Origin of the sequence: Butyricicoccus faecihominis (assembly GCF_014648015.1) — a bacterium.
GTDB classification, from domain to species: domain Bacteria; phylum Bacillota; class Clostridia; order Oscillospirales; family Butyricicoccaceae; genus Agathobaculum; species Agathobaculum butyriciproducens.
The window spans coordinates 106,155-131,909 of sequence record NZ_BMQH01000010.1 but is presented as its reverse complement, the minus strand read 5'-3'; the positions used below and the strand labels follow the sequence as shown (position 1 = coordinate 131,909).

General features: G+C 51.2%; 27 protein-coding genes. 26 read left to right on the top strand and 1 reads right to left on the bottom strand.

Going from position 1 to position 25,755, the window contains the following annotated elements; translation table 11 throughout:
* The 3 genes from IEY11_RS11090 to IEY11_RS11080 all read left to right on the top strand — a co-directional run bounded on the left by IEY11_RS11090 (position 1) and on the right by IEY11_RS11080 (position 2,014).
* Positions 1–165 carry a hypothetical protein gene (locus tag IEY11_RS11090; RefSeq protein WP_172749916.1) on the top strand — a complete coding sequence of 55 codons (165 nt, stop codon included), beginning with the start codon at positions 1–3 and terminating at the stop codon, positions 163–165.
* Positions 162–509, top strand: coding sequence for a plasmid mobilization protein (locus tag IEY11_RS11085; protein WP_003020363.1), 348 nt, complete (start codon positions 162–164; stop codon positions 507–509). The genes IEY11_RS11090 and IEY11_RS11085 overlap by 4 nt, the downstream gene beginning before the upstream one ends.
* A 158-nt stretch (positions 510–667) precedes the next feature.
* Entirely contained in the window at positions 668–2,014 is a 1,347-nt protein-coding gene (locus IEY11_RS11080) for a relaxase/mobilization nuclease domain-containing protein (protein ID WP_188886548.1), read from the top strand.
* A 202-nt stretch (positions 2,015–2,216) separates the two neighbouring features.
* On the opposite strand, the gene IEY11_RS11075 is transcribed toward IEY11_RS11080, so the two are convergent.
* On the bottom strand, positions 2,217–2,576 hold the full coding sequence (locus tag IEY11_RS11075; RefSeq protein WP_054754179.1) for a helix-turn-helix domain-containing protein: 360 nt from the start codon (positions 2,574–2,576) through the stop codon (positions 2,217–2,219).
* A 172-nt stretch (positions 2,577–2,748) separates the two neighbouring features.
* Here IEY11_RS11075 and IEY11_RS11070 point away from each other — a divergent pair, with 172 nt between their 5' ends.
* The 23 genes from IEY11_RS11070 (at position 2,749) to IEY11_RS10960 (ending at position 25,709) form a co-directional block, all read left to right on the top strand.
* Positions 2,749–3,714, top strand: coding sequence for a helix-turn-helix domain-containing protein (locus IEY11_RS11070; RefSeq protein WP_187333159.1), 966 nt, complete (start codon positions 2,749–2,751; stop codon positions 3,712–3,714).
* A 138-nt stretch (positions 3,715–3,852) separates the two neighbouring features.
* Complete coding sequence (locus tag IEY11_RS11065; RefSeq protein ID WP_188886547.1) at positions 3,853–4,449, top strand: MptD family putative ECF transporter S component; 597 nt, start codon at positions 3,853–3,855, stop codon at positions 4,447–4,449.
* A complete protein-coding gene (locus IEY11_RS11060; RefSeq protein WP_097793456.1) occupies positions 4,449–5,201 on the top strand; it encodes an energy-coupling factor transporter transmembrane component T in 753 nt (250 codons plus the stop codon). Before IEY11_RS11065 ends, IEY11_RS11060 begins: the two co-directional genes overlap by 1 nt.
* Entirely contained in the window at positions 5,198–6,664 is a 1,467-nt protein-coding gene (locus IEY11_RS11055; protein WP_118554202.1) for an ABC transporter ATP-binding protein, read from the top strand. Before IEY11_RS11060 ends, IEY11_RS11055 begins: the two co-directional genes overlap by 4 nt.
* A gap of 126 nt (positions 6,665–6,790) precedes the next feature.
* Positions 6,791–8,575 carry an ABC transporter ATP-binding protein gene (locus IEY11_RS11050; RefSeq protein ID WP_188886546.1) on the top strand — a complete coding sequence of 595 codons (1,785 nt, stop codon included), beginning with the start codon at positions 6,791–6,793 and terminating at the stop codon, positions 8,573–8,575.
* Complete coding sequence (locus IEY11_RS11045) at positions 8,576–10,324, top strand: ABC transporter ATP-binding protein (RefSeq protein WP_188886545.1); 1,749 nt, start codon at positions 8,576–8,578, stop codon at positions 10,322–10,324.
* Positions 10,325–10,342: 18 nt separating this feature from the next.
* Positions 10,343–10,708: a metal-dependent transcriptional regulator gene (locus IEY11_RS11040; RefSeq protein WP_156703868.1), complete on the top strand. Its 366-nt coding sequence runs from the start codon at positions 10,343–10,345 to the stop codon at positions 10,706–10,708.
* A 464-nt stretch (positions 10,709–11,172) separates the two neighbouring features.
* A complete protein-coding gene (locus IEY11_RS11035) occupies positions 11,173–11,583 on the top strand; it encodes a sigma-70 family RNA polymerase sigma factor (protein WP_015563840.1) in 411 nt (136 codons plus the stop codon).
* A 469-nt stretch (positions 11,584–12,052) separates the two neighbouring features.
* Positions 12,053–12,319, top strand: a complete 267-nt coding sequence (locus IEY11_RS11030; protein WP_007884026.1) for a DUF6870 family protein — start codon at positions 12,053–12,055, stop codon at positions 12,317–12,319.
* Between the two features lie 118 nt (positions 12,320–12,437).
* The gene (locus IEY11_RS11025) at positions 12,438–14,120 is read left to right on the top strand and encodes a recombinase family protein (protein ID WP_014080196.1); all 1,683 of its coding nucleotides are present in this window, start codon (positions 12,438–12,440) and stop codon (positions 14,118–14,120) included.
* A 164-nt stretch (positions 14,121–14,284) separates the two neighbouring features.
* The gene (locus IEY11_RS11020; RefSeq protein WP_194461870.1) at positions 14,285–14,545 is read left to right on the top strand and encodes a hypothetical protein; all 261 of its coding nucleotides are present in this window, start codon (positions 14,285–14,287) and stop codon (positions 14,543–14,545) included.
* Positions 14,546–14,580: 35 nt separating this feature from the next.
* Complete coding sequence (locus tag IEY11_RS11015) at positions 14,581–14,754, top strand: hypothetical protein (protein WP_158577971.1); 174 nt, start codon at positions 14,581–14,583, stop codon at positions 14,752–14,754.
* Between the two features lie 199 nt (positions 14,755–14,953).
* The gene (locus IEY11_RS11010) at positions 14,954–15,418 is read left to right on the top strand and encodes a ribosome maturation factor RimP (RefSeq protein ID WP_192924391.1); all 465 of its coding nucleotides are present in this window, start codon (positions 14,954–14,956) and stop codon (positions 15,416–15,418) included.
* Between the two features lie 21 nt (positions 15,419–15,439).
* Positions 15,440–16,504 (top strand): transcription termination factor NusA, encoded by a 1,065-nt coding sequence (gene nusA / locus IEY11_RS11005; RefSeq protein ID WP_110435381.1) that lies wholly within the window; start codon positions 15,440–15,442, stop codon positions 16,502–16,504.
* 22 nt (positions 16,505–16,526) lie between these two features.
* Positions 16,527–16,808 (top strand): RNase P modulator RnpM, encoded by a 282-nt coding sequence (gene rnpM, locus IEY11_RS11000; RefSeq protein ID WP_117489855.1) that lies wholly within the window; start codon positions 16,527–16,529, stop codon positions 16,806–16,808.
* A complete protein-coding gene (locus IEY11_RS10995) occupies positions 16,798–17,667 on the top strand; it encodes a ribosomal L7Ae/L30e/S12e/Gadd45 family protein (RefSeq protein ID WP_188886543.1) in 870 nt (289 codons plus the stop codon). Before rnpM ends, IEY11_RS10995 begins: the two co-directional genes overlap by 11 nt.
* Positions 17,668–17,875: 208 nt before the next feature.
* A complete protein-coding gene (infB, locus tag IEY11_RS10990; protein ID WP_117489859.1) occupies positions 17,876–20,185 on the top strand; it encodes a translation initiation factor IF-2 in 2,310 nt (769 codons plus the stop codon).
* 251 nt (positions 20,186–20,436) lie between these two features.
* A complete protein-coding gene (rbfA, locus tag IEY11_RS10985) occupies positions 20,437–20,808 on the top strand; it encodes a 30S ribosome-binding factor RbfA (RefSeq protein ID WP_110435377.1) in 372 nt (123 codons plus the stop codon).
* Positions 20,805–21,764: a DHH family phosphoesterase gene (locus IEY11_RS10980; protein WP_118728798.1), complete on the top strand. Its 960-nt coding sequence runs from the start codon at positions 20,805–20,807 to the stop codon at positions 21,762–21,764. The genes rbfA and IEY11_RS10980 overlap by 4 nt, the downstream gene beginning before the upstream one ends.
* Positions 21,751–22,668: a tRNA pseudouridine(55) synthase TruB gene (gene truB / locus IEY11_RS10975; protein ID WP_188886542.1), complete on the top strand. Its 918-nt coding sequence runs from the start codon at positions 21,751–21,753 to the stop codon at positions 22,666–22,668. Before IEY11_RS10980 ends, truB begins: the two co-directional genes overlap by 14 nt.
* Positions 22,669–22,821: 153 nt before the next feature.
* Positions 22,822–23,727 carry a riboflavin biosynthesis protein RibF gene (ribF, locus tag IEY11_RS10970; RefSeq protein WP_117489865.1) on the top strand — a complete coding sequence of 302 codons (906 nt, stop codon included), beginning with the start codon at positions 22,822–22,824 and terminating at the stop codon, positions 23,725–23,727.
* 574 nt (positions 23,728–24,301) lie between these two features.
* Complete coding sequence (locus IEY11_RS10965; protein WP_188886541.1) at positions 24,302–24,868, top strand: RNA polymerase sigma factor; 567 nt, start codon at positions 24,302–24,304, stop codon at positions 24,866–24,868.
* Entirely contained in the window at positions 24,789–25,709 is a 921-nt protein-coding gene (locus tag IEY11_RS10960; RefSeq protein WP_188886540.1) for a hypothetical protein, read from the top strand. The genes IEY11_RS10965 and IEY11_RS10960 overlap by 80 nt, the downstream gene beginning before the upstream one ends.
* Positions 25,710–25,755: the final 46 nt, after the last annotated feature.

Genomic DNA, 25,755 nt, shown 5'->3' with positions numbered 1-25,755 from the left:
ATGGAAAAGAAACGTGAACAGGATTTGTCTGTACTGGAGGCGCTGCGCCTGCACCGTGAATTTCATTTGCCGCGCCCCGTTCCGGCAGACGAACAGGAAAAGCCGCTGGATAAGGTAAAGGAGCCGCCCCGTGCCTGCCGCAGCCGGGAGCGCGAGGAGCGATGACAAAGAAACGCCGCCGTCCGATCCATCTTCATGTGATGGTGTCGGAGGCGGAGCAGGCCCTGATTCAAGAACGTATGGCGGAGGCTGGCATCCGTAACATGGGAGCCTATATGCGGAAAATGGCCCTGAGTGGGTATGTGCTTCATGTTGACCTTTCGCCTGTTCGTGAGCTGGTTTCGCTCCAGCGGCGATGCTCCAACAATCTGAACCAAGTGGCAATTCAGGCCAACACCTACGGCGCAATTTATCCCGAAGAACTCGCAGCCTTACAGCGGGACTATGCCGCGTTGTGGGGGCCGCTATCTGATCTTTTGAAACAGCTCTCCGCGCTGGTAGAGCTCTGACCCATCCGGGGAGTGGTTGATACCGCTCCCCGGTTTTTTCTACTTCGGGACAAAGTGTCCCAAAGTAAAAATACTATTTGCCGGAAGGAGGGATTTCTACGGCGACCACCTACATCCGCCCTTATAAAACAGCGGCGGGAAAAAGTGCAATTCAAACGATGGAGGATCGTTTCACCTATGGCCTGAACCCGGAAAAGCTGGGAGCCGTATCTTCCTATCTCTGCGATCCAAACACGGCTCCCGCCGAGTTTCTTCTGGTAAAAAGTCAATACCTTGCAGAGACAGGCCGGGCCGTATCTCGCGGGGCCCTGTTCTTTCAGATCCGGCAGGCGTTCCTGCCCGGGGAGGTTACAGCGGAAGAAGCAAACCGTATTGGTTATGAAACGGCGATGCGCTGGACAAAGGGAAAGTATCAGTTCTTCGTCTGTACGCATACCGACAAGGCCCATATCCACAATCACATTTATTTCAATGCGACGGCCTTTGATCGCTCCCGGAAATTTCATAATTTCATTGGTTCGTCCTTTGCCCTGCGGCGGCTCTCTGACTGCGTGTGCATCGAACATGAATTGTCTGTCATTCAAAATCCGCGCCAGCACAGCAGGGGCCGTTTTCTCCACTACGGCCAGTGGATCGGTGAAAAGCCGACCTCTGCCAAGCAGCGGGTACGGCTGGCTGTTCTCGCCGCTTTGGAGAAAAAGCCCACGGACTTTGCCGACTTTCTTCGTCTCATGGAGGAGTCCGGCTTTGCGGTGAAACATGGGCGGGGCGGTGTCATCTCATTCCTTGCGCCCGGGCAGGAAAAACCGACCCGGCTCCGGGCTTCTACACTTGGAGCCGGATTTGACCCGGAGGACATCAAGGCGGTAATTGCCGGGGAACGTCCGCTCCCTGAACTGCCAGAGGAGCCCACGGTTCCGCCACGGCGAGTCAATCTCATCATCGACATTCAAGAGCGTATGGCCCAGGGCAAAGGCCCAGCCTATGAACGATGGGCCAAGGTCTACAACTTAAAGCAGATGGCGGCTGCACTCCAGTATTTGCAGGAGCATCATCTGACAGACTATGCGGCGCTGACGGCCAGCACCGAGGCTGCGGCGGATCACTTTCACAAGCTGTCTGACGAGCTCCGCACAACGGAGGAGGCTCTTTCCAAAACCTCGGAGCTGATGGCTGCCACGGTGGACTATGCCAAGACCCGCCCGGTGTTTGATGGGTACAAGGCTGCGCGGTACAGCAAAAAGTATCTGGCCCAGCATGAAGCAGAGCTTGCCACTTACCGGGCGGCAAAGGATACCATGAACACCATACTGAACGGCGCAAAGCTCCCTAAGATTGAAGCACTAAAAAAATCCCGCCGTGAGCTGGCGGGACAAAAGAAAGAGCTTTATGCGGAATATCGCAAGGCCCAGGCGGATATGCGGCAGGCTGTGGCAATCAAAGCGAACATTGATCATCTGCTCGGCGTGACGGACGAGCGTGAGAATAAGGCACAGGAACGATAGTGACGGGCCGCAGACTACGGTGCAGCGCACCGGGACTTTGGGACAATTTGTCCCGAAGTACAGCGGGTTTGGGGAGCTCCCCAACAAGCATTTTTGCGGGCCCTGCGCCCTGCAAAAATTTCGGAGTGTGGCCACACCCGAATTGCTTGCCAAAACGCGCAACCCGCAACATGGCGCAAAAAAACGGAGGTTACGCTTTCTTTTACGTTTCCTCCGTTTCTTTCGATGCTTTCATCGCTTGGATTGTAGCTTCAACGATTTTCAATTCTCTTTCGTCCAAGGCGTTCAACATGGCATCAATCCGCTTCCTGCACTCGCTCCCGCTATTCTGGGACGGGTAAAAGTATTGATCCACCGATATATCAAACATTGTGACCATCTGATAAAAGGTGTTGAAGCTTGGATGCTGACCATCATTTTCATTATACATAATGGTACGCGGAGCGCGGTCAACAATATAGGCCAGTTGCTCCTGTGTCATGCCGCTGGCTTCTCTTGCCCGCTTGATGGCGAGCCCTATATCGTGAAAATCAAAGCGTCTTTCATCTCGTTCTATCTTCATAACATCACCTGATATGATTTTACATTTCATGTGATATTATTTGAACGACTATCTATTTCATACTACTGACTATTTAATTTCACTTTAGCAATTGGCGACCCTACCTTGACTGCCATCAAAATATAAAGTATTATATGCTTAGCCTTGGCTAACCCAGAAAGGAGGGCGCACGATGACAAACCAATACATGACGAAGCTGTACCATGATCTGCTCTCCAACTCTCCGCAGACAGTGACAATAGATATTCCGGCTGATATGGGAACAGGCCAGATTTCACAGGTTGTTACAAAGCAAGGAGCTGTTGTATCAGACTGGAAAATGAACTATTTTTCTGATATGAATGTGCAGGGTGTAAGCTGCGAAGATTATATTCAACTTTTATTTTGCTTCAATGATGGCGTATCGTGGAATATTGCAGATGCACGTCAAAGTGTCAGCATACAGAAAGGCGAATCTTGTATTTATCGAGGACATGGTAAGATGGAATACCTGTGTTATTCCGGGAAAACAGACTTCCTTTTCAAAAATATAAAAATTCCCATGCCCTATTTTCACAAAATCTTGAATGACTACTTTGAAGATAGTGAGATAGATGCTTATGAGAAGAAGTTATTGACTGGCATTTCAAAAGTGAACATTACCCCGTATATGGAGCACATTTTTGCGGAGGTAAAAGATTTTACGCAATACCGGGGCGGTTTAGGGTATTTATTTCTGGAAAGTAAGGTTTTTGAATTGCTGTCCGTGTATTTGAGTGAAGTATTGGAACTTAGTATTCTTTCATCAAGCTATATCAGTATTTCTAAAAGTGACAGGGACTCGATTACCGAAGCAAAACGGATCATCGACAGCCAGCTTGCTTTTGCACCAAGTTGTGAGGAACTGGCGAAAAAGGTAAATATCAGTGTTTCCAAACTGACAAAGGGATTTAATTCTTTATTTGGGACATCTGTTCACGCATATATCATAGATCAAAGACTGGAAAAGGCAGCCGGGCTACTTTTGGAAAGCGACTTGAACGTAAGCCAGATTGCAACGCTGGTTGGATATTCAAAACCAAGCAATTTTGCGGCTGCGTTCAAAAAGAAATATGGAGTAATACCTAAGAACTATAAAGATGAAAATACGATTGGCTAAACCTAAAAAATACCGATTTTGGGTAGAATGAAATCGGGTTTGGGTTGGATATTGGGCATGAAATTGCTAAAATGCGTTGTGTGGTTAGAACACTCTAACCACACAACGCATTTTCTCAGATATAAGGAGGATACTGGTATGAGTTCCCAGAAAAAAAGTTCCCGGCTTGAGGGAAAAGATTTAATTACTATCGGCATCTACACCGTCATCTATGTCGTGATTGTTATGCTGGTGGCGATGCTTGGCTTTATCCCCGTTTTTATTCCGCTGATGGCGGTGCTGTGCCCTTTGATTGGCGGCATCCCCTATATGCTGTATGTTACAAAGGCTAAAAAATTCGGGATGACTGCAATCATGGGTTTCCTGATTGGCCTAATCATGGTGTTCTTCGGCAACGGCTATCTTACTATGGTAACTGGTCTTGTTGGCGGCCTGTTGGCCGACGTGATTCTGAAAAAGGCGGACTACAAAAGTGCAAAGAGTACAGTTCTTTCCTGCGGCGTGTTCAGCATCTGGGTGTTTGGCAACTTTGCTCCCATTTTCCTGAACCGTGAAAGCTATATGGTAATGTTGACTGAAGGATACGGCGCTGAATATGCAGCTACCCTTAATACATATATGCCTATGTGGATTGCGCCTATTCTGCTGGTTGCCTGCTTTGTGTTTGGCCTTGTCGGAGGTGTGATTGGGAAAGCCATTTGCAAAAAGCACTTCCAGCGTGCCGGTATTGCATAATGGCGCGGGAAATTCTGCTCAGCAAAAAAACAGAACAAGGGCTACGGCTCGATCCGCGTACAAAACTGTTGCTCATCTTCATCATAAGCATTTTTGTCATGGGTGGAACAGGCGGAGAAGCTATGGGGCTGATCCGCCTTGTTCTTTGTACGGTTCCGGCTATATTGCTGCTTACCTCGAAACAATGTGCAAAAGCTGTGGGCTATATTGCTGTGTTTTCTGCTTTTTTTGCTGTTCAAATTTATGTTTTGCCGCACCTTACGGGGATATTGAATTTCCTCGTTCTGTTTACAACAGGATTCTTCTGCCGAATCCTTCCCAGTGTTGCGATTGCTGCCTATGCAGTGAAAACAACAACGGTCAGTGAATTGATTTCCGGTATGGAAAGAATCCATATGCCTAAAGAAGTGACGATCCCCTTAACGGTCATGTTCCGCTTCTTTCCAACTGTCTTTCAGGAGTCAGAAGCAATCAGTGACGCTATGAAAATGCGTGGGATTAAACTTGGAGGGAAAAAACCTTCAAAAATATTGGAGTATAAGCTGATCCCGATGATTACCTGCTCCGTGAAAATCGGTGAGGAACTTTCCGCTGCGGCAATTACCCGTGGCCTCGGCGCTCCTGTCAAACGCACAAACATTTGCCAGCTTAAATTCAATTTTGCCGATGTGGTGCTGATCTTGTTTTGTTGCTTTGTAGTGTTTTGGGCGATTGCTTCCCCGATAATTTCCGCAGGAGGGATTTTGCCATGATAGATTTTCAAAATGTTTCTTTTTCTTATGGTGAAGAATCCAGCGGCGGAGGGATTAGAAATGTCAATCTCACCATAAACACAGGGGAATTTGTTTTACTCACGGGAGAATCCGGCTGCGGGAAAACAACGATTACCCGTTTGGTAAACGGGCTGGTGCCTCATTATTACGAAGGTAATTTAGAGGGCGATGTCCTTCTGGACGGAAAAAGCGTATCAGATACGCCGCTTTATGACTTGGCTGCTATGGTGGGATCTGTATTCCAGAATCCCAAAAGTCAGTTTTTCAACGTGGATACGGATAGTGAATTAGCCTTTGCCTGTGAAAATTTAGGCTATCCCCAAGAAGATATCCTGAAAAGGATTGACCGTACAGTTTCCGATTATCATATTGAAGATTTGATGGGGCGAAGCGTGTTTGCTCTGTCCGGGGGCGAAAAGCAAAAAATAGCCTGTGCTTCATCAAGTGTATTGCTACCGGGAATTATGGTCCTTGACGAACCATCTTCTAATCTGGATGTGGCTGCTATTGATGACCTGCGGCAGGTCTTGAGCCTCTGGAAAAAGCAGGGCAAAACAATTCTGATTGCAGAACACCGCCTTTACTACCTTCACGATCTTGCAGATCGTGTGCTGTATGTAAAAGATGGGGAGATTGAACGGGAATACACGCCTGCTGAATTTGACAGTTTATCGGATAGCACTCGAAAAGAAATGGGGCTGCGGCCGTTTTCTCTCTCGAAGTTGAAACCCGCGAATCAGTATCAGGCGCATACAGCTAAACTGATGGAATTTCAAAATTTCTGCTTTGCGTATAAAAAGCGGGAACCGGAAAGCCTCCATATTCCGAGTGCTGAACTGCCTGTTGGAGAAACGATTGCCATTATCGGCCTGAATGGCGCTGGAAAATCTACTCTGGCCCGCTGTATTTGCGGACTGGAAAAGAAGTGTGGCCTTTTGCAGGTTGACGGGAAAACCCTTGATTGGAAAGCCCGGCTCAAACATTGCTATATGGTAATGCAGGATACCAGCCATCAGCTATTTACCGAAAGCGTGATGGATGAAGTGCTTCTGAGCATGGACAACGAGGATGAAACTGTTGCAGATGAAATCCTTAAACAGTTTGATCTGCTGGAATATAAAGACAGGCACCCGCTTTCTCTTTCCGGCGGGCAAAAACAGCGGGTAGCGATCGCATCTGCCATTGTGAGTAACCGGGAGATCATTGTGTTTGACGAACCAACCAGCGGGCTTGATCTCAAACATATGCGGGAAGTTGCGCGGAGTTTGAAGTCACTCGCGGATCAGGGCAAAACGCTTCTTGTTATTACGCATGATCCGGAGTTGGTGATGGCGGGATGTTCGTATGTAGTCCATATGGAAAAAGGGCAAATAAAAGAAAGCTATCCATTGGACGAATCCGGCAGTAAAAAGGTTTTGGATTTTTTCCGAATCCGCCAGTGAATTTTAGAAATTATGAATGTCAGGGCCGCCTTGACTGGACAGAAAGATAATGATAAGAGGCCGCTTTACTTTGGCGGCCTCTTGTTTTTGAAGCACAGACAGTACGGCTCAATATAAGGAGGGCTTATGTTCAAAAAAATCTTTGAGTACGCAGGGCCATATAAGAAAAATATGTATGTGGCCACGGTCGTTGTACTGGTCAGCGTTCTTATGGGCGTCCTGCCTTTTGTGCTGGCTTATCAGGTGATCGCGCCGCTGGTCATGGGTGAATCTATTGAAGCATCCTTTATCATTTTGCGCGTGGTTCTTGTCTTGGTGTGTCTGGTGCTGCAAGCCCTTTTCTATGGCTGGGGGCTGAATCTTTCTCACAAAGCCGCTTACGACACGCTGCTCCGTCTGCGGACGGCACTTCAAAAACGGTTTGAAAAGCTGCCCCTTGGTGTCATTCAGGATAAAGGCACCGGCACAGTCAAAAAGCTGTTCGTGGATGATGTAGACAGTCTGGAAGTTTTGCTGGCTCACTCCATGCCGGAGGGAATTGCAAACCTGATGATCCCTATTGCGGTTTATGTGGCAATGTTCTTTGTGGATTGGAAACTGGCGCTTCTGTCGCTGGCATCCATTCCGATCAGTCTGATTGCCATGATGACGATGTATTCCGTTGGCATGAAGAAAATGGGGCCTTACTACATGGCCGGACAAAAGATGAACAATACCATTATTGAGTACATTAACGGTATGGAAGTTGTCAAGGTATTCAATAAGGACGCAGATTCCTACGAGCGGTTCCGCAAAGATGTATCAGATTATCGGGACTATACTCTGGCGTGGTACAAGGCGGCGTGGCCGTGGATGGCAATTTACAGCAGTCTGCTTCCATGCACCATTATTCTGACTTTGCCTGTTGGCGCATGGTTCGTTCTCTCTGGCTGGTCTACTCTGCCTAATTTGATCTTGGTACTGTGTCTTTCTTTAAGTATTGGTATGCCGCTGCTGAAATCTCTCGGTTTCCTGCCTACCATGCCCCAGCTTAACTATAAAATTTCTGCATTGGAGCAGGTGTTGGATGCGCCGGAGCTCCAGCAGACAGAAGGTGCGTTCCACGGGAAAGATGACACCATTACTTATGACCATGTTTCTTTCGCTTATCAGACCACACAGCCCGGCCCGGATGGAAAGCCTGTTGTAATTGAGGATGAAGTTCTCCATGACATTTCCTTTACGGCAAAAGCTGGACAGAAAACAGCCCTTGTTGGTGAATCTGGCTCCGGCAAGAGTACATTAGCGAAACTGCTGATTCACTATTATGACCCACAGAAAGGCAGTATTTCCATCGGTGGGCAGAAACTATGCGATATGAGTCTTGAAGCACTCAACAGCCGTATCTCCTATGTGGCACAGGATCAATACCTGTTCAATACCTCTCTGCTCGAAAACATTCGGCTTGGTCGGCTGAACGCAACGGATGAAGAAGTGGTGGAGGCCGCAAAGAAAGCTCAGTGTATAGAGTTCCTTGAGAAACTTCCGCAGGGTATTCATTCGATGGCTGGTGATGCAGGAAAAATGCTCTCCGGCGGTCAGCGCCAGCGTATTTCTCTGGCAAGGGCAATCTTAAAGGATGCTCCTATTGTGGTGCTTGACGAGGCAACTGCCTATGCCGATCCTGAAAACGAAGAAAAGATGGAGGCCGCCATTGCAGAGCTTGTAAAAGGTAAGACCCTTGTGGTTATTGCACACAAATTACCATCCATTATGAACGCAGATCAGATTTGTGTTATGGATCACGGAAAACTGGTTGCAACGGGCAGACATCAAGAGCTGATCCAGTCCTGCCCTGAATATCAAAAGTTGTGGAAAGCGGCACAAGACAGCGCCGAGTGGAAAGTACACACTGCAAAGGAGGGGAAATAAATGTTTGCTTTGTTTTCAAGAATATTGAAACTTTCCGGCCGTTATAAGAGCCGTATTCAGGGCGCATTTGTTTGTGCGTTTCTGGAATCCATTCTGTCCAAAATGCCGATTTTTCTGGCCTTTGTGGTTTTGAGTGGATTTGCAAACAAGACCATTACCGGGCAGACTTGCCTTTATGTGGGACTTGGCCTTGCCGCTATTGTGCTGGTTCAGATGCTCGTCCATTATCTTAGTGACAGCCTGCAAAGTGCAGCGGGATATTTGATGTTCGCTGACAAGCGTATCGAATTGGGCGGCCATCTGCGGAAACTTCCGATGGGATATTTCACTTCCGGCAATATTGGCAAGATCAGTTCTGTCCTCAGTACCGACATGGTGTTCATTGAAGAAGTCGCTATGAGTACGCTGGGAAACATGATGAGCTATCTGCTGTCCTCGCTGGTTTTGCTGGCGTTCATGTTTTATCTGAATTGGCAGCTTGGCTTGATCGCTGCGATAGTTACTATTTTGGCATGGCTGGTATCTAAGGGAATGAACAAAGTTTCCCTACGAGAAGCAGCAGGCCGTCAGGAGCAGAGTGAACGGCTGACCGATGCGGTGCTGTCTTTTGTGGAGGGCATTGGTGTTATTAAGAGCTATAACCTGCTTGGAGAAAAATCCGAAGAACTGTCCGGCAATTTCAAGCGTTCCAGAAATACATCGCTTGACTTTGAACGAAAAATGACCCCGTGGACAATGGGGCTGAATATCCTTTACGGTATTGGTATTGCGGCAATTTTCGGCCTGTCTATTGTGTTGGAACAGAGCGGTGCGCTTTCTTTGGCTTATGTGTTGAGTGTTCTGCTATTTGTATTTGATCTTTTTGGCCCGTTGAAGGCTCTCTATGGAGAAGCATCCAGACTAACCGTTATGAACGCTGCCCTTGATCGTATTGAAGCGGTATTGGATGAACCGGAACTTTCCGACAACGGCAAGCAGCATATTCCGGCTCAGGCACAGCCGGGACAGCCGGAAGTCCTGTTCAACGATGTTACATTTGCTTATCAGGATAAAGAGGTTCTGCATCATATCAGTTTTGCCATGAAGAAAAATTCTATGACAGCGCTGGTTGGACCGTCCGGTAGCGGTAAGTCCACCATTGCAAACTTGCTGGCGCGACTTTGGGATGTAAAATCCGGCAATGTGACGATAAGGGGCGTGGATATTCGCAATGTACCTCTGTCGGAATTGATGGATCAGATCAGCATGGTATTCCAGCGCGTGTATCTGTTTCAGGACACCATTTACAACAATATCATCATGGGAAAGCCGGATGCTACGGAGGAAGAAGTCTATGAGGCTGCCAGAAAAGCCCGCTGCTATGATTTCATTATGGCTTTGCCCGACGGATTCCAAACGGTGGTTGGTGAGGGCGGTGCAACACTTTCCGGCGGCGAAAAACAGCGTATTTCGATTGCCCGCTGTATTCTGAAAGACGCGCCTATTGTCATTTTGGATGAAGCTACCGCAAGTGTAGATACGGACAATGAAAGCTATATTCAGGAGGCTATTTCCGAATTGGTGAAGGGAAAGACCCTGCTTGTAATCGCTCACCGCCTAAATACCATCCAGAACGCCGATCAGATTTTAGTTATAGACAACGGCCAGATTGCACAGCAAGGAACCCATGAGGAACTTTTGAAACAGCCTGGTATCTATCAGGATTTTGTCAATATCCGAAAGAGTGCGGCTGGCTGGAGTCTTGCTTAATGACGAAAGGAGCTGCCTATGAAACTTCATACTGCCGGAGAGGATTATTTGGAGGCCGTGCTTATACTTCAAAAGAAGCTCGGTATGGTGCGTTCCGTGGATGTTGCTCGGTACATGGAGGTTTCAAAACCCAGCGTTTGTTACGCAGTAGGAACTTTACGAGAGGGCGGCTTTTTGACAACAGACGAAAACCATTATCTACACCTGACCGATCTTGGCCAGGAGGTGGCTGAAAAAATCTACGAGCGCCATTGTTTTTTAACGAAGCAACTTATATCTATAGGCGTTGATCCTGAAACGGCGGAGGCTGATGCCTGCCGGATTGAACATGATATTAGCGCAGAAACCTATGAACGGCTGAAAGAATTAGTCACGAAAGAATAATTAGATAGCGTATGAACCTGCCCCGACTACGGGGAAAGAAAAAAACCGTTGGTTGGGGCAGGTGATTTTGCGCGCCTATTTTAAGTTATTACCCTAACGGCGGTTTTGAGAAATCAGAGCCGCCGTTTCTTTGCGTTTACACAAACCAATGACGACTTGCAGGGACACGGTAGCCGATGGGAGGTTATTTTGCCGTGTCCTTTTCTCTTTTTCGCAGCATCCATGATCTGCACCAGCTAAAAAAAGCGTAGCCCCTCCATTGGAGCAGTCGGGCTTTGAACGTGAAATTAAACAGTACATAACCGAAAATATATTTTCGTGCGCTTGTGCGGCCTTGTGTCGCGCAGGCGCATTTTGCTTTCCAGACTTCGAGACAAAGTGTCCCGAGGTGCGGTGCCGTTCTCCGCCGTTACTCCATTTCGTTTCCGACCAACCCCGAACAAACTGAAATGGAGGATTTTACGATGACTACTATCAATTTGAAAGATATTTATTATTGGTACACGCAGGATCAGCTTATCGAAGTTTCTGACGAGGTGGCCGAGGTATTCAAGGCCGATGCCCGCTATGAGATGGCCTATCAGCGGCGGCTCTCCCGGCACAAGGCGCAGTATTCTCTGGACTGCGATGACGGGATTGAGTATTCCGCTTGCCTGCATGAGCCGACCCCGCAGGAGCTCCTTGAACGAATGGAAACCTTTCTTCGTCTGTGGAACGCTCTCAATTCTCTGCCGGAGATTCAGGGCCGCAGAATTGACGCACATATCATTCTTGGCAAGTCGATTAAGGAAATTGCCGAGGCCGAGGGCGTACATGAGGAGTCTATTCGCCAGTCGATCAAGCGTGGCCTTGAACGCATGAAAAAAACTTTTTGATTTTTTCATCTTAACCCACTTGGAATTGATGAAAAAATGTCTCGGTTTATGAGAGGAGGTTTTCTTCCTAACGCAAGGGAATAACGGCAGCCCTGAGTAAGTACAGGGAGCCAGACAGTGGGTGTGCAGTGACATCTCCTAAAAGAGATTGAACGAACAACACCAACACTGTAAATGGGCCCGGTCATCCCAAGCCCATGATCCGGCGCTGAACAGGTTGGCTGCCTGTTCCTCCGGGCTTGTCGCTTTACTTGCGTTGAGAGCGCCGCACAGAAAATAACGATTGTCTTTGGACAGGCCAAGTAAATATGTACGGCGCTCTCTAATATTCAAAAACTATAATAAACCTCGAGACAAAGTGTCCCAAGGTGGAGTAAGGCAACAGGCCAGCATCCCGGTGGTGCTGGCCTGTTGCGTTTCCCCACCAAACAGCGGGGGGCGTTCTATCAATCTGCGAAGGAGGTTTACCGTGAAATTAACTACACAGGAACTTGAACAAATGAGAAGCGTTGACATTGGCGCGGTGGCTGCCGAGTCCCTGCCTGATGTGAGCGGTATGACCTTTGACAATGCGCTTTCCCGAAAGGAGCGCATCTCTCGATTTTTGCAGACTGTCAAAAATCCATACTGCTTTTGCATCGGTGGTGTTGGCGTGAAAATTGAATTTGCTGAAAGCGGGCCATCTCTCCAAGATAAGCTGACGGATTTCCTGCTGCGGCAAAGAAGCGGGCTGTAACTTCGGTTACAGCTCGTTTTGCTTCTTCGAGACAAAGTGTCCCGAAGCGGAGGCATCCTTGTTGTCCTCCCCGGACAGAGTTATAATATAAGTGTAATGTGATAGGGAAGGAGGAACAATGGCACGAGCAAAAAACAGAGGGTATCAGCAGAGTTTCTCTCCCTCTTACACAATCCGCCGCTGGCGGCTGGGCATCTATATCCGGCTTTCAAAGGAAGATTTGAAAAAAGGAAAAGACGATAGCAACAGCGTAAAGAACCAGCGTGACCTACTGAACGATTTTTACCGACGAAACATTGACGAGTTTGAAAGCATCACGGAATATGTGGATGATGGTCATACTGGAACGGACGCCAACCGTGAAGATTTTCAACGGCTCTTGGCGGATGTCATGAGTGGTAAAATCAACTGCGTTATAGTAAAAGACCTGTCCCGCTTCGCACGAAATTATAGCGATGCCGGAAGTTTGATCGATAACCTGTTTGTTCAAATGGGTGTTCGCTTTATCAGCCTTGCTGAGAATGTGGACAGCTACAAGAACCCCGACAGCGTTTCAAATATCATCGTTCCCATTACAAACGTGATGAACGATAATTACTGCTATCAGACTTCCAAAAAGATCCGGCAGGTATTTGACTACAAGCGGCGCAACGGCCAGTATATCGGAGCATTTGCTCCTTACGGCTATGTAAAGCACCCAAAGGACAAGCACAGGCTGATTGTTGATCCCGATGCTGCTGAAAATGTCAAACTCATTTTCACAATGCTTATTCAAGGGTCATCAAAACGTGCTATCGCGCTGTACCTGAACGAACACGGCGTACCGAGCCCCTCGGCTTACAAGGTACAAAAGGGCTTGCCTGTTTCGACAAGAGGGTATGACGATCCTATGTGGGGAGTCCGCATGATCCACTCCATTCTTACCAATCCGACCTACACCGGGGATTTAGCCCAAGGCCGAAGCCGGGTGAAAAGCTACAAGGTACACCAGATTGAAGCTGTTCCCCGTGAGGAATGGGTAGAAGTCGCTGGAACGCATGAGGCCATTATCGACTATGAAACTTTCGATAAGGTACAGGCTCTCTTACAGCGTGATACCCGTACTTCCCCGAAAGGCCGTGAGGTACATTTATTCAGCGGCTTTCTGAAATGTGCCGATTGCGGGCGGGCCATTACCCGATGCGTTGGCAAGAACAACAATGTATATTATTCTTGCTCAACCTACAAGAACCGTTCCCGGACAGCCTGCACCATGCACTCAATCAAGCATGAACGGCTGGAGGCTGCTGTTTTGTTCGCTGTACAGCATCAGGTACATTTGGCTGTTTCCTACTCGGAAATCGTCACGCAGATCAATTCCGCTCCAATCAAAAAAAGCCAGTCTTACCGACTGGACGATCTGATAGCTGCAAAAGAGCGGGAACTGACAAAGATAACACGCTACAAGCAATCTCTTTATCAGGACTGGAAAGACGGTGAAATCACCCAGCAGGAATACCGGGATATGAAGGCTGACTATGAACGGCAGACTTCTGATATTTCCGCGGTGCTTACCCGGCTGAACGCTGAACGCGCAGAACTGGCAAACGGTGTGGACAACGAGCATCCTGCACTGGTAGCCTTTATGAAGTATCAGAACATTGAAGCCCTCAACCGTGAAATCTTGGTTGAACTTGTGGACTATATCAAGGTCTATGAAAACGGCAATATCAGCGTGAAATTCAAATTTGCTGACGAGCTCCGCAAGATTGCCGAGTACATTGAAATCAACACTACGGAAGATACCGCAGTAGCGGGCTAACCCCCGCTACAAACCCCTTTGACAGTGTGTTTTCCTAATAGGCGCTAATCATATGCAGAGGAGAACTTGATCTTTATAATGAATCAATCAACGCGAATTTATTTACAATAAATCCAGCAACAAGAAATCCGGATAGTGAAGCTCTTATTAGCCGGAACGAGAAAATGTTACAGACATTGCAAAAGGAAAATATCAACTATTCGCTTTTGGAAGAAGAACTATTGCCGCTTTATAATGAGTTTATTCCGGCATATAGAAATGCTGTAAAGAATTATACAGCAATGTATAATCAAAAGAGTTATTCTAATATGAATTTGTGGAGTGCTTTTTCTCGTAGTGAAAGCGAAGCAAATGTAAATGGTATTAGTTATAGTGTTGAGTTGGAATCTTTTTATGATTCGTTCAACTGGCGTGAATTTAAGTAATTGACAGTTGGAATATATAAAAGGAGATAGAGATTATGTACCTGAAAGCAACTTTAGTCACCATTGCAGGCTGGTTCATCGGCCTGCTGCTGGATGCAAACATCGATTTCGGTGACCCAATGGGTTTCCTCAGTCTGCGCATCCTGTTTCCCATCTTGGCCATGGGACTGTGCATCCTGCATGAGCTGAGACACGGCAGCAGCCGCTAATCTGCAAAATTTGCGGCTCACACGCCTAAATTTGTGCATTTTCACAGTAAAAACGGATATTTTTATTGCAAAAACGCTTGCAATGTACGGCAATGCGTGATATACTATCAGTGTAAGATGATAAGTAACCGTAAGGAGTGGCCAAGTGCCACTCCTTACGCTTTGCTCGGAGAAAATTTTTCAGTAAGGAGGGACGGCTTTGCAGGCAAAGCAGATCGTAGCCCGCGTAGAGGAACTGGTAAAGCCTTTGTGTGAACAGGCTGGTGTTTCCCTGTGGGATGTGGAGTTTGAAAAAGAGGGCGGACAGTACATGCTGACCGTCACCGTGGATCGACCGGAGGGTGTCAACATTGACCAGTGCGAGCAGGTTTCGCGCGCGCTTGATCCCATGCTGGATGAAAAGGAATTTGACGATATGCCGTCCTATACGCTGTGCGTTTCCTCGGCAGGTATGTCGCGCCGCCTCAAGCGTCCGGAGCATTTCCAGGCGTTTATGGGTCAGACCGTCGAAGTAGGCTTTTACAAGCCGATGAACGGCATGAAGCAGATCGAGGGCACACTCGCCGGCTATGACAACGGTGCCGTAACGCTGGAAGTGAACGGCGAGCAGACCGTATACGAACCCAAAGACATTGCCGCAGTTCGACTGGCGGTAGAGATATAAGAAGGAGCTGAATAGGAAAAAATGGTTAACGCAGAATTTTTTGACGCGCTGGAACAGCTGGAAAAGGAAAAAGGCATTCCGGTAGACTATATGCTTGACCGTGTAGGTCAGGCGCTGATCACCGCCTACAAGCGCGATAACGACGGCATGACCGACAATGTTTATGTTGAGCCGGACCGCGACAAGAAGACCATTCACATGTTTGTCCGCAAGACGGTTGTCAAGGCGGAGGATCTGTACGAGCCGTACGAGGAGATTACTCTCGAGGAGGCTGCCGAGTACAAGAATAACCCGATGGTAGGCGATATCATTGATATCGACATCCCGACCAAGTCCTTCGGCCGCATTGCTGCCCAGACTGCAAAGCAGGTTATCATTCAGGGCATCCGCGAGGCAGAGCGCGGCATGGTTATCTCCGAGTTCGAGAGCAAGGAGCACGAGATCCTGAACGGCGTGGTTGCCCGCATTGATCCGCGCTCCGGCACCGCTTATCTGGATGTTGTTTCCGGCGGTGAGAAGAGCGAGGCTGTTCTGGCCGCTTCCGAGCAGGTGCGCGGTGAGGTTCTGACCGAGGGTCAGCGCCTGAAGGTTTATCTCATCGAGGTTCGCCGCGGCACCCGCGGCCCGCAGGTCGTTGTTTCCCGCACCCATCCGGGTCTGGTTAAGCGTCTGTTTGAGCTGGAGGTGCCGGAGATCCACTCCGGTATCGTCGAGGTCAAGTCCATCGCGCGTGAGGCAGGCAACCGCACCAAAATCGCTGTTGTTTCCCACGATGAGAACGTCGATCCGATCGGCGCATGCGTTGGTACCCGCGGTGCGCGTGTTGCCAACATCACCGGCGAGCTGAACGGCGAGAAGATCGACATCATCAAGTGGAACGAGGATATGGCGCAGTTTGTTTCTGCGGCACTCGCTCCGGCTGATGTTATCAATGCCACCATGCAGGCAGACAACAAGTCCTGCCGTGTCATCGTTCCGGACGATCAGCTGTCGCTTGCTATCGGCAAGGAAGGCCAGAACGCGCGTCTGGCTGCCAAGCTGACCGGCTGCAAGATCGATATCGCTCCTGAGTCTCAGGGCGAATAAGCAAGCGGAGGTGCGGCAGAATATGGTACAGAAGAAGATTCCCATGCGGCAGTGCCTCGGCTGCCGTGAAATGTTCCCGAAACGGGAGCTGATCCGCGTGGTGCGTTCGCCGGAAGGCGAGCTTTCGCTGGATTTCAAGGGCAAGGCACCTGGCCGCGGCGCATATCTGTGCGGCAAGCCGGAATGTCTGAAAAAGGCCCGCAAGAGCCGTGCGATCGAGCGTGCGCTCAGTGTAGAGGTGCCCGAGTCGGTCTATGACCAGCTTGAGCAGCAGATGGAACAGGAGGGTGCAAATGGCAACTGATCCGGTTCTGAGAATGCTCGGTCTGGCACGCCGTGCTGGCAAGCTGGCCTACGGCGACGAGCTGGTGCGCGAAGCGTGCTTCGACCACAAGACCCGCTGTGTGTTCATCGCGGGTGATGCAGGCGCAAATGCAGCGAAAAAGGCCGCATTTTACGCCGATAAGGCCAATGTTCCGTGCGTGACGCTGCCGCACGGCAAGCTGGAACTCGGCAGCGCGATCGGCAAGGCAGGCTGCGCGATGTGCGCGGTAGCGGACATCGGTATGGCGGCAGCAGCCGTAAATAAGCTGGCGGAGCAGGATCCTGCATACGCCGAAGTGGCGCAGCAGCTTAGCGAAAAAAACGCAAAGATCCAGTCCCGCAGAGGCGTCAAAAAGCATAAGGATAAGGCGGAAAAGACCGAGGAAGCGCCGGTCAAGACCGAAAAATCGGCAGAGGAGAAGCCCAAGCGCACCTACCGCAAGCCGTCCGGCGAAAAGCGCCCGTTCCGCAAGGACGGCGAATATCGTCCGTATCGTAAGAACGACGGCGAGAAGCGCCCGTTCCGCAAGGACGGCGAATATCGTCCGTATCGTAAGAACGACGGCGAGAAGCGCCCGTTCCGCAAGGACGGCGACCGTCCGTATCGCAAGAACGATGGCGAGAAGCGCCCGTTCCGCAAGGACGGCGAATACCGTCCGTATCGCAAGAATGACGGCGAAAAGCGCCCGTTCCGCAAGGACGGCGAATACCGTCCGTATCGCAAGAACGACGGCGAGAAGCGCCCGTTCTGTAAGGACGGCGACCGTCCGTTCCGTAAAAGCAGCACAGGCAAGCCGAGCTTCAACAGCGGCAAGCGCAGCTTCCGCAATAAAACCTGATTCCCGCGCGAAGCGCGTATATAAATAGCAAAGCGCAGCTTTGCATCAAATGTGCGGGCTTTGCCCGTGCATTTGATACCAGAGCGGAGAAAAGTTTCGACACAGGAGGAACTTTTCGCAGCTTTGGACGTATCCGAACATTGTTCGGTACGTCCTCTCTCGTTCAAAACCGTGGTTTTGAACGAAGTGTGTAAGGAGGTTATTGCCCATGGCATTAGACAATAAATATCGGGTACACGAGGTCGCAAAGGACTTCGGCGTATCCACCAAGGAGATCACCGAAATCCTGACGAAGTATCGCTCTGCACCGAAGAACCACATGCAGGTGCTTGACGATACCGACCTGTCGGTCATTTTCGAGTATCTCACCCAGCATAATCAAGTAAGTGACATGGAAGGTACGCTGAACGCACAGGGCGCATCCCGCAAGAAGCCGGAGCAGTCCAAGGCGGAAACCAAACAGCAGACCGAGTCCAAGAGAGAGGAGCCTATCGTGCAGCAGCAGCCGACACAGAGCAAGGTTAAGCAGGTTCACCGCATTGATACCCGCGGCACCGGCGACGTAAACCTTGCAAAATATGATGATCATGTAGATAAGCTGGTTGACGCAAAGGCCGAGCGAATGGAGTCCAAGGGCAGCAAGAAGCAGAAGCTGACCAAGAAGTCCGACCAGCGCTCCAAGCCGTTCGGCAACAAGCGCCGTCAGGAGGAGCAGGAGAAGATGCGCCGCCTGCAGCGTCAGCAGCAGATGGCAGCACTTAAGAAGATTCCGGTAAAGGTAATGATCCCGGAGGAGATTTCCGTCGGTGAGCTGGCTTCCCGTATGAAGCGCACCGCAGCGGATGTTATCAAGGGTCTCATCAAGCTGGGCGTTATGGCGTCCATCTCCGAGGTGATCGACTACGATACCGCAGCCATCGTTGCAGAGGAAATGGGCTGCAAGGTGGAGAAGGAAGTACACGTTACCATCGAGGAGCAGCTGTTCGATGAGCACGAGGACAAGGAAGAGGAGCTGCAGCCGCGCGATCCGGTCGTTGTTGTTATGGGCCACGTTGACCACGGCAAGACCTCTCTGCTCGACGCGATCCGCAAGACCAAGGTCATCGAGGGCGAGGCCGGCGGCATTACCCAGCACATCGGCGCATACCGCGTTAAGATTGGCGGCAAGCCGATCACCTTCCTCGATACCCCGGGTCACGCTGCGTTTACCTCCATGCGTGCACGCGGTGCGCAGGTAACCGATATTGCTATTCTGGTCGTAGCAGCCGATGACGGCGTTATGCCGCAGACCATCGAGGCGATCAACCACGCCAAGGCAGCAAACGTGCCGATCATCGTTGCCGTAAATAAGATCGACAAGCAGGGTGCAAACCCGGATCGTGTGCTCCAGCAGCTCACCGAGTACGAGCTGGTACCGGAGGAGTGGGGCGGTCAGACCATCGTCTGCAACATCTCCGCAAAGTTCGGTCAGGGCATTGACAACCTGCTCGAAATGGTACTGCTGACTGCTGAAATGGCTGACCTCAAGGCAAACCCGAACCGCAAGGCGCACGGTACCGTCATCGAGGCAAAGCTGGATAAGGGCCGCGGTCCGGTTGCAACCCTTCTGGTACAGAACGGCACCCTGCATGCAGGCGATACCGTTATCGCGGGTACCTCTGTCGGCCGCGTTCGCGCAATGACCAACGACGACGGCAAGAAGATTGAGTCCGCAGGCCCGTCCGTTCCGGTCGAGATCATCGGTTTGGCTGAGGTTCCGGGTGCAGGCGACATCTTTGACGCCGTAGACGACGAGAAGATGGCTCGTGAGCTGGTTGAGCAGCGCAAGGACAAGGAGAAGGAAGAGCGCAACAAGCTGTTCCACAAGGTAACGCTCGATAACCTGTTCGATTCCATCCAGCAGGGCGAGATGAAGGAGCTGAATATCATCGTCAAGGCAGACGTTCAGGGCTCTGTCGAGGCGGTTCGTTCCTCTCTCGAGAAGCTGACCAACGAAGAGGTTCGCGTGCGCGTTATCCACGGTGCCGTTGGCGCCATCAACGAGTCCGACGTTATGCTGGCTGCCGCTTCCGGCGCGATCATTGTTGGCTTTAACGTTCGTCCGGACCGCACCGCTACCGACTCCGCTGCACAGCAGGGCGTTGATATGCGTATGTACCGCGTTATTTATGATGCCATCGAGGAGATGGAGCAGGCCATGAAGGGCATGCTCGAGCCGAAGTTCAAGGAAGTTGTTCTCGGCCACGCAGAGGTTCGTCAGGTGTTCAAGATCACCGGCGCAGGTGCGGTTGCAGGCTGCTATGTACAGGACGGCAAGATTCAGCGTAACGCTGAGGTTCGCGTAGTCCGTGACGGCATCGTATTCCACGAGGGCCACCTGAATACCCTCAAGCGCTTCAAGGACGATGTGAAGGAAGTTGCAACCTCTTATGAGTGCGGCATGAGCATCGAGAACTACAATGATATCAAGGAAGGCGATATCATTGAGTGCTTTGTTATGGAAGAAGTGAAGCGGTAAAACCGCTTCTTCTAAGGGGGACGCTGTCCCCCTTAGATACCGCCAAAGTTCCCGAGGAAACTTTGGCGGATATCCCCCTCGCCTTTGCATGGCAAAGGCGGTTCTGGACACGCGTCCAGAAGCAGTGGTATAAAAGTCCGGCGGAGCTGGACTTTTATGGGGGATTGAATCACGCACTGCGGTGCGTGTGAAAATGCTTATCGCATTTTCTGTACAAGCAGATTTTAATCAATCCTCAAAGGAGGAAAGTTATGTCTACTCGAATTGATCGTATTTCCGAAGAAGTGATGAAGGCTCTGGCAGAGGCGATGCGCTCTGTTAAGGACCCGCGTGTACAGGAGGCTATGGTTTCCGTGGTACACTGCGATGTTACCAACGATCTGCGTTATGCGAAGTGCTATATTTCCGTACTCGGCAGCGAGCAGCAGACCAAGGACGTGATGAAGGGCCTGAAGTCTGCGGCAGGCTGGCTGCGCCGCGAGGTTGGCCACAAGGTACAGCTGCGCTACGCGCCGGAGCTGGTATTTGAGCTGGATCAGTCCATCACCCACGGTGCACACATCTCCGAGGTGCTGCACGAGCTGAAAAATGAAGGCAAGCTGGGAGAGGAGGACGCAGAATGATCGTTGACGTTGCTGGCGCTGCTGCTGCGCTGCAGGCAGCGGACGACATTCTCATCCTGACTCACCGCAGACCGGACGGCGACACGGCAGGCTGTGCCGGTGCGCTCTGCCGCGGTCTGCAGCAGATTGGCAAGCGCGCATATATTCTGGAAAATCCGGAGATTACCAGGCGTTATGCGCCGCTGATCGTGCCGTATTATCCGCCGGAGGATTTCGTTCCGGCGTATGTGGTTTCGACTGATATCGCTGAGGAGAAGCTGTTTCCGGACACGGCCGAGCCGTACAAGGGCAAGGTCGATTTGGTCATTGACCATCACGGCTCGAACGACGGCTTCGGCAAAAAAAACCTCATCCGGCCGGATGCAGGCGGCTGTGCCGAGGTGCTGTACGATGTGCTGACCGCGCTCGGCGTTAAGTTCACGGCCGACATTGCAGAGTGCATTTATATCGGTGTTTCGACCGATACGGGCTGCTTTAAGTTCTCGAATACGACCGCGCATTCGCATGCGGTAGCGGCGGCCTGCCTGACTGCCGGTATCGACGGCGGTGAGATCAACCGCGTGCTGTTTGAGACCAAATCGCGTCCGCGTTTTGAGATGGAGCGCATTGTATTTGATACGATGGAGTTCCACGAGAACGGCGCGATCGCGGTTGCCGTGCTCTGGCGCAGGGATATCGACCATGCAGGCGCGGATATGGACGATCTGGACTCGATTGCATCGCTCACGCGCCAGATTGAGGGCGTACAGATCGGCATCACGCTGACCGAGAAGCCGGACGGTACGGTTCGCGTTTCCGTCCGCACCACCAAGGAGATGGACGCGGCTGCTATCTGCAAGAAGGTCGGCGGCGGCGGTCATGTCCGTGCGGCAGGTGCAAGCTTCACCTGCCGCATGGCGGAAGCCAAGGCTGCTATGCTGAAGGCGGCAGAGGAGCAGTTTCATGCAGCAAAGTGACCTGAACGGCATCCTGCTGATGAACAAGCCGCAGGGCTTTACCTCACATGACGTGGTAGCCAAGCTGCGCGGCATTCTGCATACGCGCAGGATCGGTCACGGCGGCACACTGGACCCGATGGCGACCGGTGTTCTGCCGGTATTTGTCGGCGGTGCGACCAAGGCGGCCGATTTTGCCGCAGCGCAGGATAAGGAATACGTTGCCGGGTTTACGCTCGGCTACTGCACAGATACGCAGGATGTCACCGGCGAAATGCTCCAGACCAGCGAACGCTATGCCGCGGAATACGCAGTAAAGCAGATGGTGCGGCGCTTTATCGGTCCGCAGCAGCAGGTGCCGCCCATGTACTCGGCGGTCAAGGTGAACGGCCAGAAGCTGTACGACCTGGCCCGCAAGGGCAGGGAAGTCGAGCGTCCGGCACGCGATATCATTGTGCACGAAATGGACCTGCTCGACTTCGATGAGAATGCCCAGAAGGGCACGCTGCGGTGTAAGGTCAGCAAGGGCACCTACGTCCGCACACTGGTCAATGACCTTGGCGAAAAGCTGGGCACGCTGGCCGTGCTGCACAGTCTGGAGCGCACCCGTTCGGGCGCGTATGAGCTGGCGCAGTGCCATACCTTTGCCGAGTGTGAGCAGGCAATGGCAGAGGGCACCATGCAGCAGCTTCTGCTGCCGACCGACAGCCTGTTTACCGATAGACCCGCCGTTTCGCTCACCGACGAGGGCGCAGAGCGCATTGCGAGAGGTGCAGTTGTGTTTCCGCGCCAGACCGACAGTCTGCCGGAGACCGCAGATACCATCTGCCGTGTGTACCATCAGGACAGGTTCCTTATGCTCGGTCAGGTGAGAGAGCTGGATAAGGGTGGTTTAGGTCTGTTTGTATACAAAAACTTTCGATAAGTTTTTTGCATACAAACAGAAATGGAGAATTGAAAATGGAAAATGGATAATGAAGGTATCGCGCCTTGCGCGATGATTTAATAAGCGCAAAGCGCCGCATTCATTCTCAATTCTCAATTTTCAATTATCAATTTTTTTCAGGGGGATTCCCTTATGATAGAAGTTACAAAGCCGCGTGCCATCGCGCTCGGCTACTTTGACGGCGTGCATCTGGGGCATCGGGCGCTCATGCAGCGTGCGGTCGAGCGGGCCAAGCAAATCGGCGGCACGAGTGCGGTTTTTACGTTTGATGTGCATCCGGATTCGGTCGTTATGGGCCGTCAGGTGCCGCTGCTGACCGCAAATGCATATCGCACCGAGGAGATCAAAAAGCTCGGCGGTGTGGACGAGGTTATTTTCGGTCACTTTGACCATGAAATGCAGCACATGGACTGGCGCGACTTTATCCACAAGCTGCTCATCGGTCGCTTTAACGCGGGTTGGATCATCTCGGGGCGCAATAACCGTTTCGGCTATAAGGGGCAGGGCAACGCAGAAGGCATGGCTATTGAGTGTGAAAAGGCCGGCATCGGCTATGACTGCATTGAGGATGTCAAGATTGGCGGCATTGTGGTGTCCTCCACCTATATTCGTCAGCTGATTTCGCAGGGCGATATGGAAGGTGCGGCTAAGTTTCTCGGTCATCCGTATACGGTTTCCGGTATTGTGGAGCACGGACGGCGTGTGGGAACCAGCGTTCTGCAGGTGCCGACGGTCAATCTGCGTCTGCCGACCGAAATGGCGCTGCCGCCGTACGGTGTGTACGCAACCCGCGTTTTGGTGGACGGACAAAGCTATATCGCAGCGACCAATATCGGTGTAAAGCCGACATTTTTAGACGGCGGTGCACCGACCATCGAGCCGCATCTGCTTGACTTTGCGGGCGATCTGTACGGCAAGATGATCCATGTGGAGCTGCATAAGTTCCTGCGTCCGGAAATGCAGTTTGAATCGGTGGAGGCGCTCAAGACCGCCATCGAGGAAAATGTGCAGCAGACCAGAGACTTTTTCGCGGAATGAGAAAAGGCGATATCGCGGTTGAACGCGGTATCGCCTTTTGCGTTATGCAGAATGGAAAATTGAGAATGGAAAATTAACGTAACAATTTCATTTGTTCATTATAAAGTGGTGCAAATCGGATAGACGGCGGTGTGAGGAAGCTGGAGTCAAGAGGATGGAAACCTTGGTGTCCATCCTTTTGTCCTCACGAAGTGAAAAAGGGCGGAAAAAAGCCGCCTGATGAATCAGACGGCGATTTTCCCTCAAAGAGCAGGTAAAGAGTAAAGAAAGAAAAAAGAAAAAAAGAGAGCAAATGAAATATAAAAACCAATGTGGTTGTTGGTTATTGTCGATTTGTTGTGTTCCTTAGAACAATTATTATTATAGTCGTTTTAGATAAAAATGCAATAGATTTTTTGTTTAATGTTCCAGAGAAAATGCGAAAGTTTTTGTGCATATATCACAAGAATAACCTCTGTAAATTGTAGGTAAACACAAAGTAAAGGGAAAACAAGCCGAAATCTCAAAAAATCCGGCGGAAGCGGGAACGATTTGCCGCTGCAAAACGTGTTGGTGGTGAAAGGAGAAGAGAGCAATGCAGACAAAACTCAGGTCGGACACATTTCTGCAGCAGGCGATGGACACCTGCGGCGACGCGGTCTACCGATTAGCTTTGTGCAGACTGAACAGCCGTGCGGACGCAGAGGACGTCTATCAGGAAGTCTTTCTCCGGCTGCTGCGGGACGACACCGATTTCCGCGACACCGAGCATCTGAAAGCATGGCTGCTGCGCGTAACGCTCAGCCGGTGCACCGATCTTCGCCGCTCGGCGTGGTTTAAGCGCACCGCACCGATGGAAGCCGCCGCGGATGCTGCCGCTCCGGAACCGGAAAGCAGCAGCGAGCTGTGGCAGGCGGTACACGCACTGCCGGACGATCAGCGAATCGCGGTGTGGCTGCACTATGTGGAGGGCTACCGCACAGAGGAAATCGCGGAAATGGTCGGATGCCGTCCGGCAACGGTACGCACGCGGCTGTATCGCGCAAGAAAGCAATTAAAGCTGGATTTGGAGGGATCTTACGATGAAGAACAACTGGAACGAACTGAAGGACATCAAGGCTCCGCAGGAGCTCAAGGAGCGAACGCTGGCAGCAGCTCGTGAGGCGCGTAAGCTGACGAACGAACCGCTGCATGCGGTGCCGCGCCATCCGTGGGGAATGGCAAAGCGCCTTCTGGCGGCAGCCTGCGCGTTCGGTATTGTGCTGGGCGGTACGGCGGTTTATCGCATGCATAATGGCACCGCGCAGACCGGCAGTGCAGTCGTAGCGGATGCCATCAGTCACACATTCGGCTTTGCAGCCTATGCCGCCGACACCGGCGAGCTGCGTCAGCCGAAGGACAGCAAAATCGTGTTCGACACCGGCAGCGGCGCAGACGATCCGGAAAAGGGTTTTTACTCCGGCTGTCTGTTCAAAGTCACCGGCGAGAATATCAAAACCATATCCGCGACCATCGACAAGGGCGCAGTCTACCGCGCGAAAACCGTCAAGGATACATCGGCCGACCGTGACGAGTGGGTGCGCTCGATGCATCAGGGCACCAACCCCGAACTCGACGGTGCAGACCGGATCATGGTCTGGGGCAGTGACGAGATGCATATGTACGCCGACCTGTGCTGGAAGCTGGACAACGGCTTCACCGACGAGTACGACCCGGACGCCGGCTACGGTCTGTGGCTGCCCAGCCAGCCGGAAACTACGGACGATGATCTGCAGGATTCGTGGCACGCGGCCGTGGACGGTTTTGAGGGCGCAAAGCTGACCGTTACCATCACCTTTACTGACGGCTCGGAGCAGACCCGCTCGATGACGCTGCACACCGGCAAGCTGGGCGTGGAATACAAGGACGATACGTCCGGTCCGAGCCTTACCGGCGAAGTGCTGACCGATGAGCAGGCCGCAGCGGAAGGCTATATCTATGGCGTCTATGCGGATATTGAGTAATTGAAGATATGTGCCGTTCGTTCAAAATCATCAAAAATTAGTATAG

Bases quoted from the DNA above. Each gene is read 5' to 3' on its own strand.
- IEY11_RS11090 (WP_172749916.1), top strand. From the start codon at position 1: ATGGAAAAGAAACGTGAACAGGATTTGTCTGTACTGGAGGCGCTGCGC.
- IEY11_RS11085 (WP_003020363.1), top strand. From the start codon at position 162: ATGACAAAGAAACGCCGCCGTCCGATCCATCTTCATGTGATGGTGTCG.
- IEY11_RS11080 (WP_188886548.1), top strand. From the start codon at position 668: ATGGAGGATCGTTTCACCTATGGCCTGAACCCGGAAAAGCTGGGAGCC.
- IEY11_RS11075 (WP_054754179.1), bottom strand. From the start codon at position 2,576: ATGAAGATAGAACGAGATGAAAGACGCTTTGATTTTCACGATATAGGG.
- IEY11_RS11070 (WP_187333159.1), top strand. From the start codon at position 2,749: ATGACAAACCAATACATGACGAAGCTGTACCATGATCTGCTCTCCAAC.
- IEY11_RS11065 (WP_188886547.1), top strand. From the start codon at position 3,853: ATGAGTTCCCAGAAAAAAAGTTCCCGGCTTGAGGGAAAAGATTTAATT.
- IEY11_RS11060 (WP_097793456.1), top strand. From the start codon at position 4,449: ATGGCGCGGGAAATTCTGCTCAGCAAAAAAACAGAACAAGGGCTACGG.
- IEY11_RS11055 (WP_118554202.1), top strand. From the start codon at position 5,198: ATGATAGATTTTCAAAATGTTTCTTTTTCTTATGGTGAAGAATCCAGC.
- IEY11_RS11050 (WP_188886546.1), top strand. From the start codon at position 6,791: ATGTTCAAAAAAATCTTTGAGTACGCAGGGCCATATAAGAAAAATATG.
- IEY11_RS11045 (WP_188886545.1), top strand. From the start codon at position 8,576: ATGTTTGCTTTGTTTTCAAGAATATTGAAACTTTCCGGCCGTTATAAG.
- IEY11_RS11040 (WP_156703868.1), top strand. From the start codon at position 10,343: ATGAAACTTCATACTGCCGGAGAGGATTATTTGGAGGCCGTGCTTATA.
- IEY11_RS11035 (WP_015563840.1), top strand. From the start codon at position 11,173: ATGACTACTATCAATTTGAAAGATATTTATTATTGGTACACGCAGGAT.
- IEY11_RS11025 (WP_014080196.1), top strand. From the start codon at position 12,438: ATGGCACGAGCAAAAAACAGAGGGTATCAGCAGAGTTTCTCTCCCTCT.
- IEY11_RS11020 (WP_194461870.1), top strand. From the start codon at position 14,285: ATGTTACAGACATTGCAAAAGGAAAATATCAACTATTCGCTTTTGGAA.
- IEY11_RS11015 (WP_158577971.1), top strand. From the start codon at position 14,581: ATGTACCTGAAAGCAACTTTAGTCACCATTGCAGGCTGGTTCATCGGC.
- nusA (WP_110435381.1), top strand. From the start codon at position 15,440: ATGGTTAACGCAGAATTTTTTGACGCGCTGGAACAGCTGGAAAAGGAA.
- rnpM (WP_117489855.1), top strand. From the start codon at position 16,527: ATGGTACAGAAGAAGATTCCCATGCGGCAGTGCCTCGGCTGCCGTGAA.
- IEY11_RS10995 (WP_188886543.1), top strand. From the start codon at position 16,798: ATGGCAACTGATCCGGTTCTGAGAATGCTCGGTCTGGCACGCCGTGCT.
- infB (WP_117489859.1), top strand. From the start codon at position 17,876: ATGGCATTAGACAATAAATATCGGGTACACGAGGTCGCAAAGGACTTC.
- rbfA (WP_110435377.1), top strand. From the start codon at position 20,437: ATGTCTACTCGAATTGATCGTATTTCCGAAGAAGTGATGAAGGCTCTG.
- IEY11_RS10980 (WP_118728798.1), top strand. From the start codon at position 20,805: ATGATCGTTGACGTTGCTGGCGCTGCTGCTGCGCTGCAGGCAGCGGAC.
- truB (WP_188886542.1), top strand. From the start codon at position 21,751: ATGCAGCAAAGTGACCTGAACGGCATCCTGCTGATGAACAAGCCGCAG.
- ribF (WP_117489865.1), top strand. From the start codon at position 22,822: ATGATAGAAGTTACAAAGCCGCGTGCCATCGCGCTCGGCTACTTTGAC.
- IEY11_RS10965 (WP_188886541.1), top strand. From the start codon at position 24,302: ATGCAGACAAAACTCAGGTCGGACACATTTCTGCAGCAGGCGATGGAC.
- IEY11_RS10960 (WP_188886540.1), top strand. From the start codon at position 24,789: ATGAAGAACAACTGGAACGAACTGAAGGACATCAAGGCTCCGCAGGAG.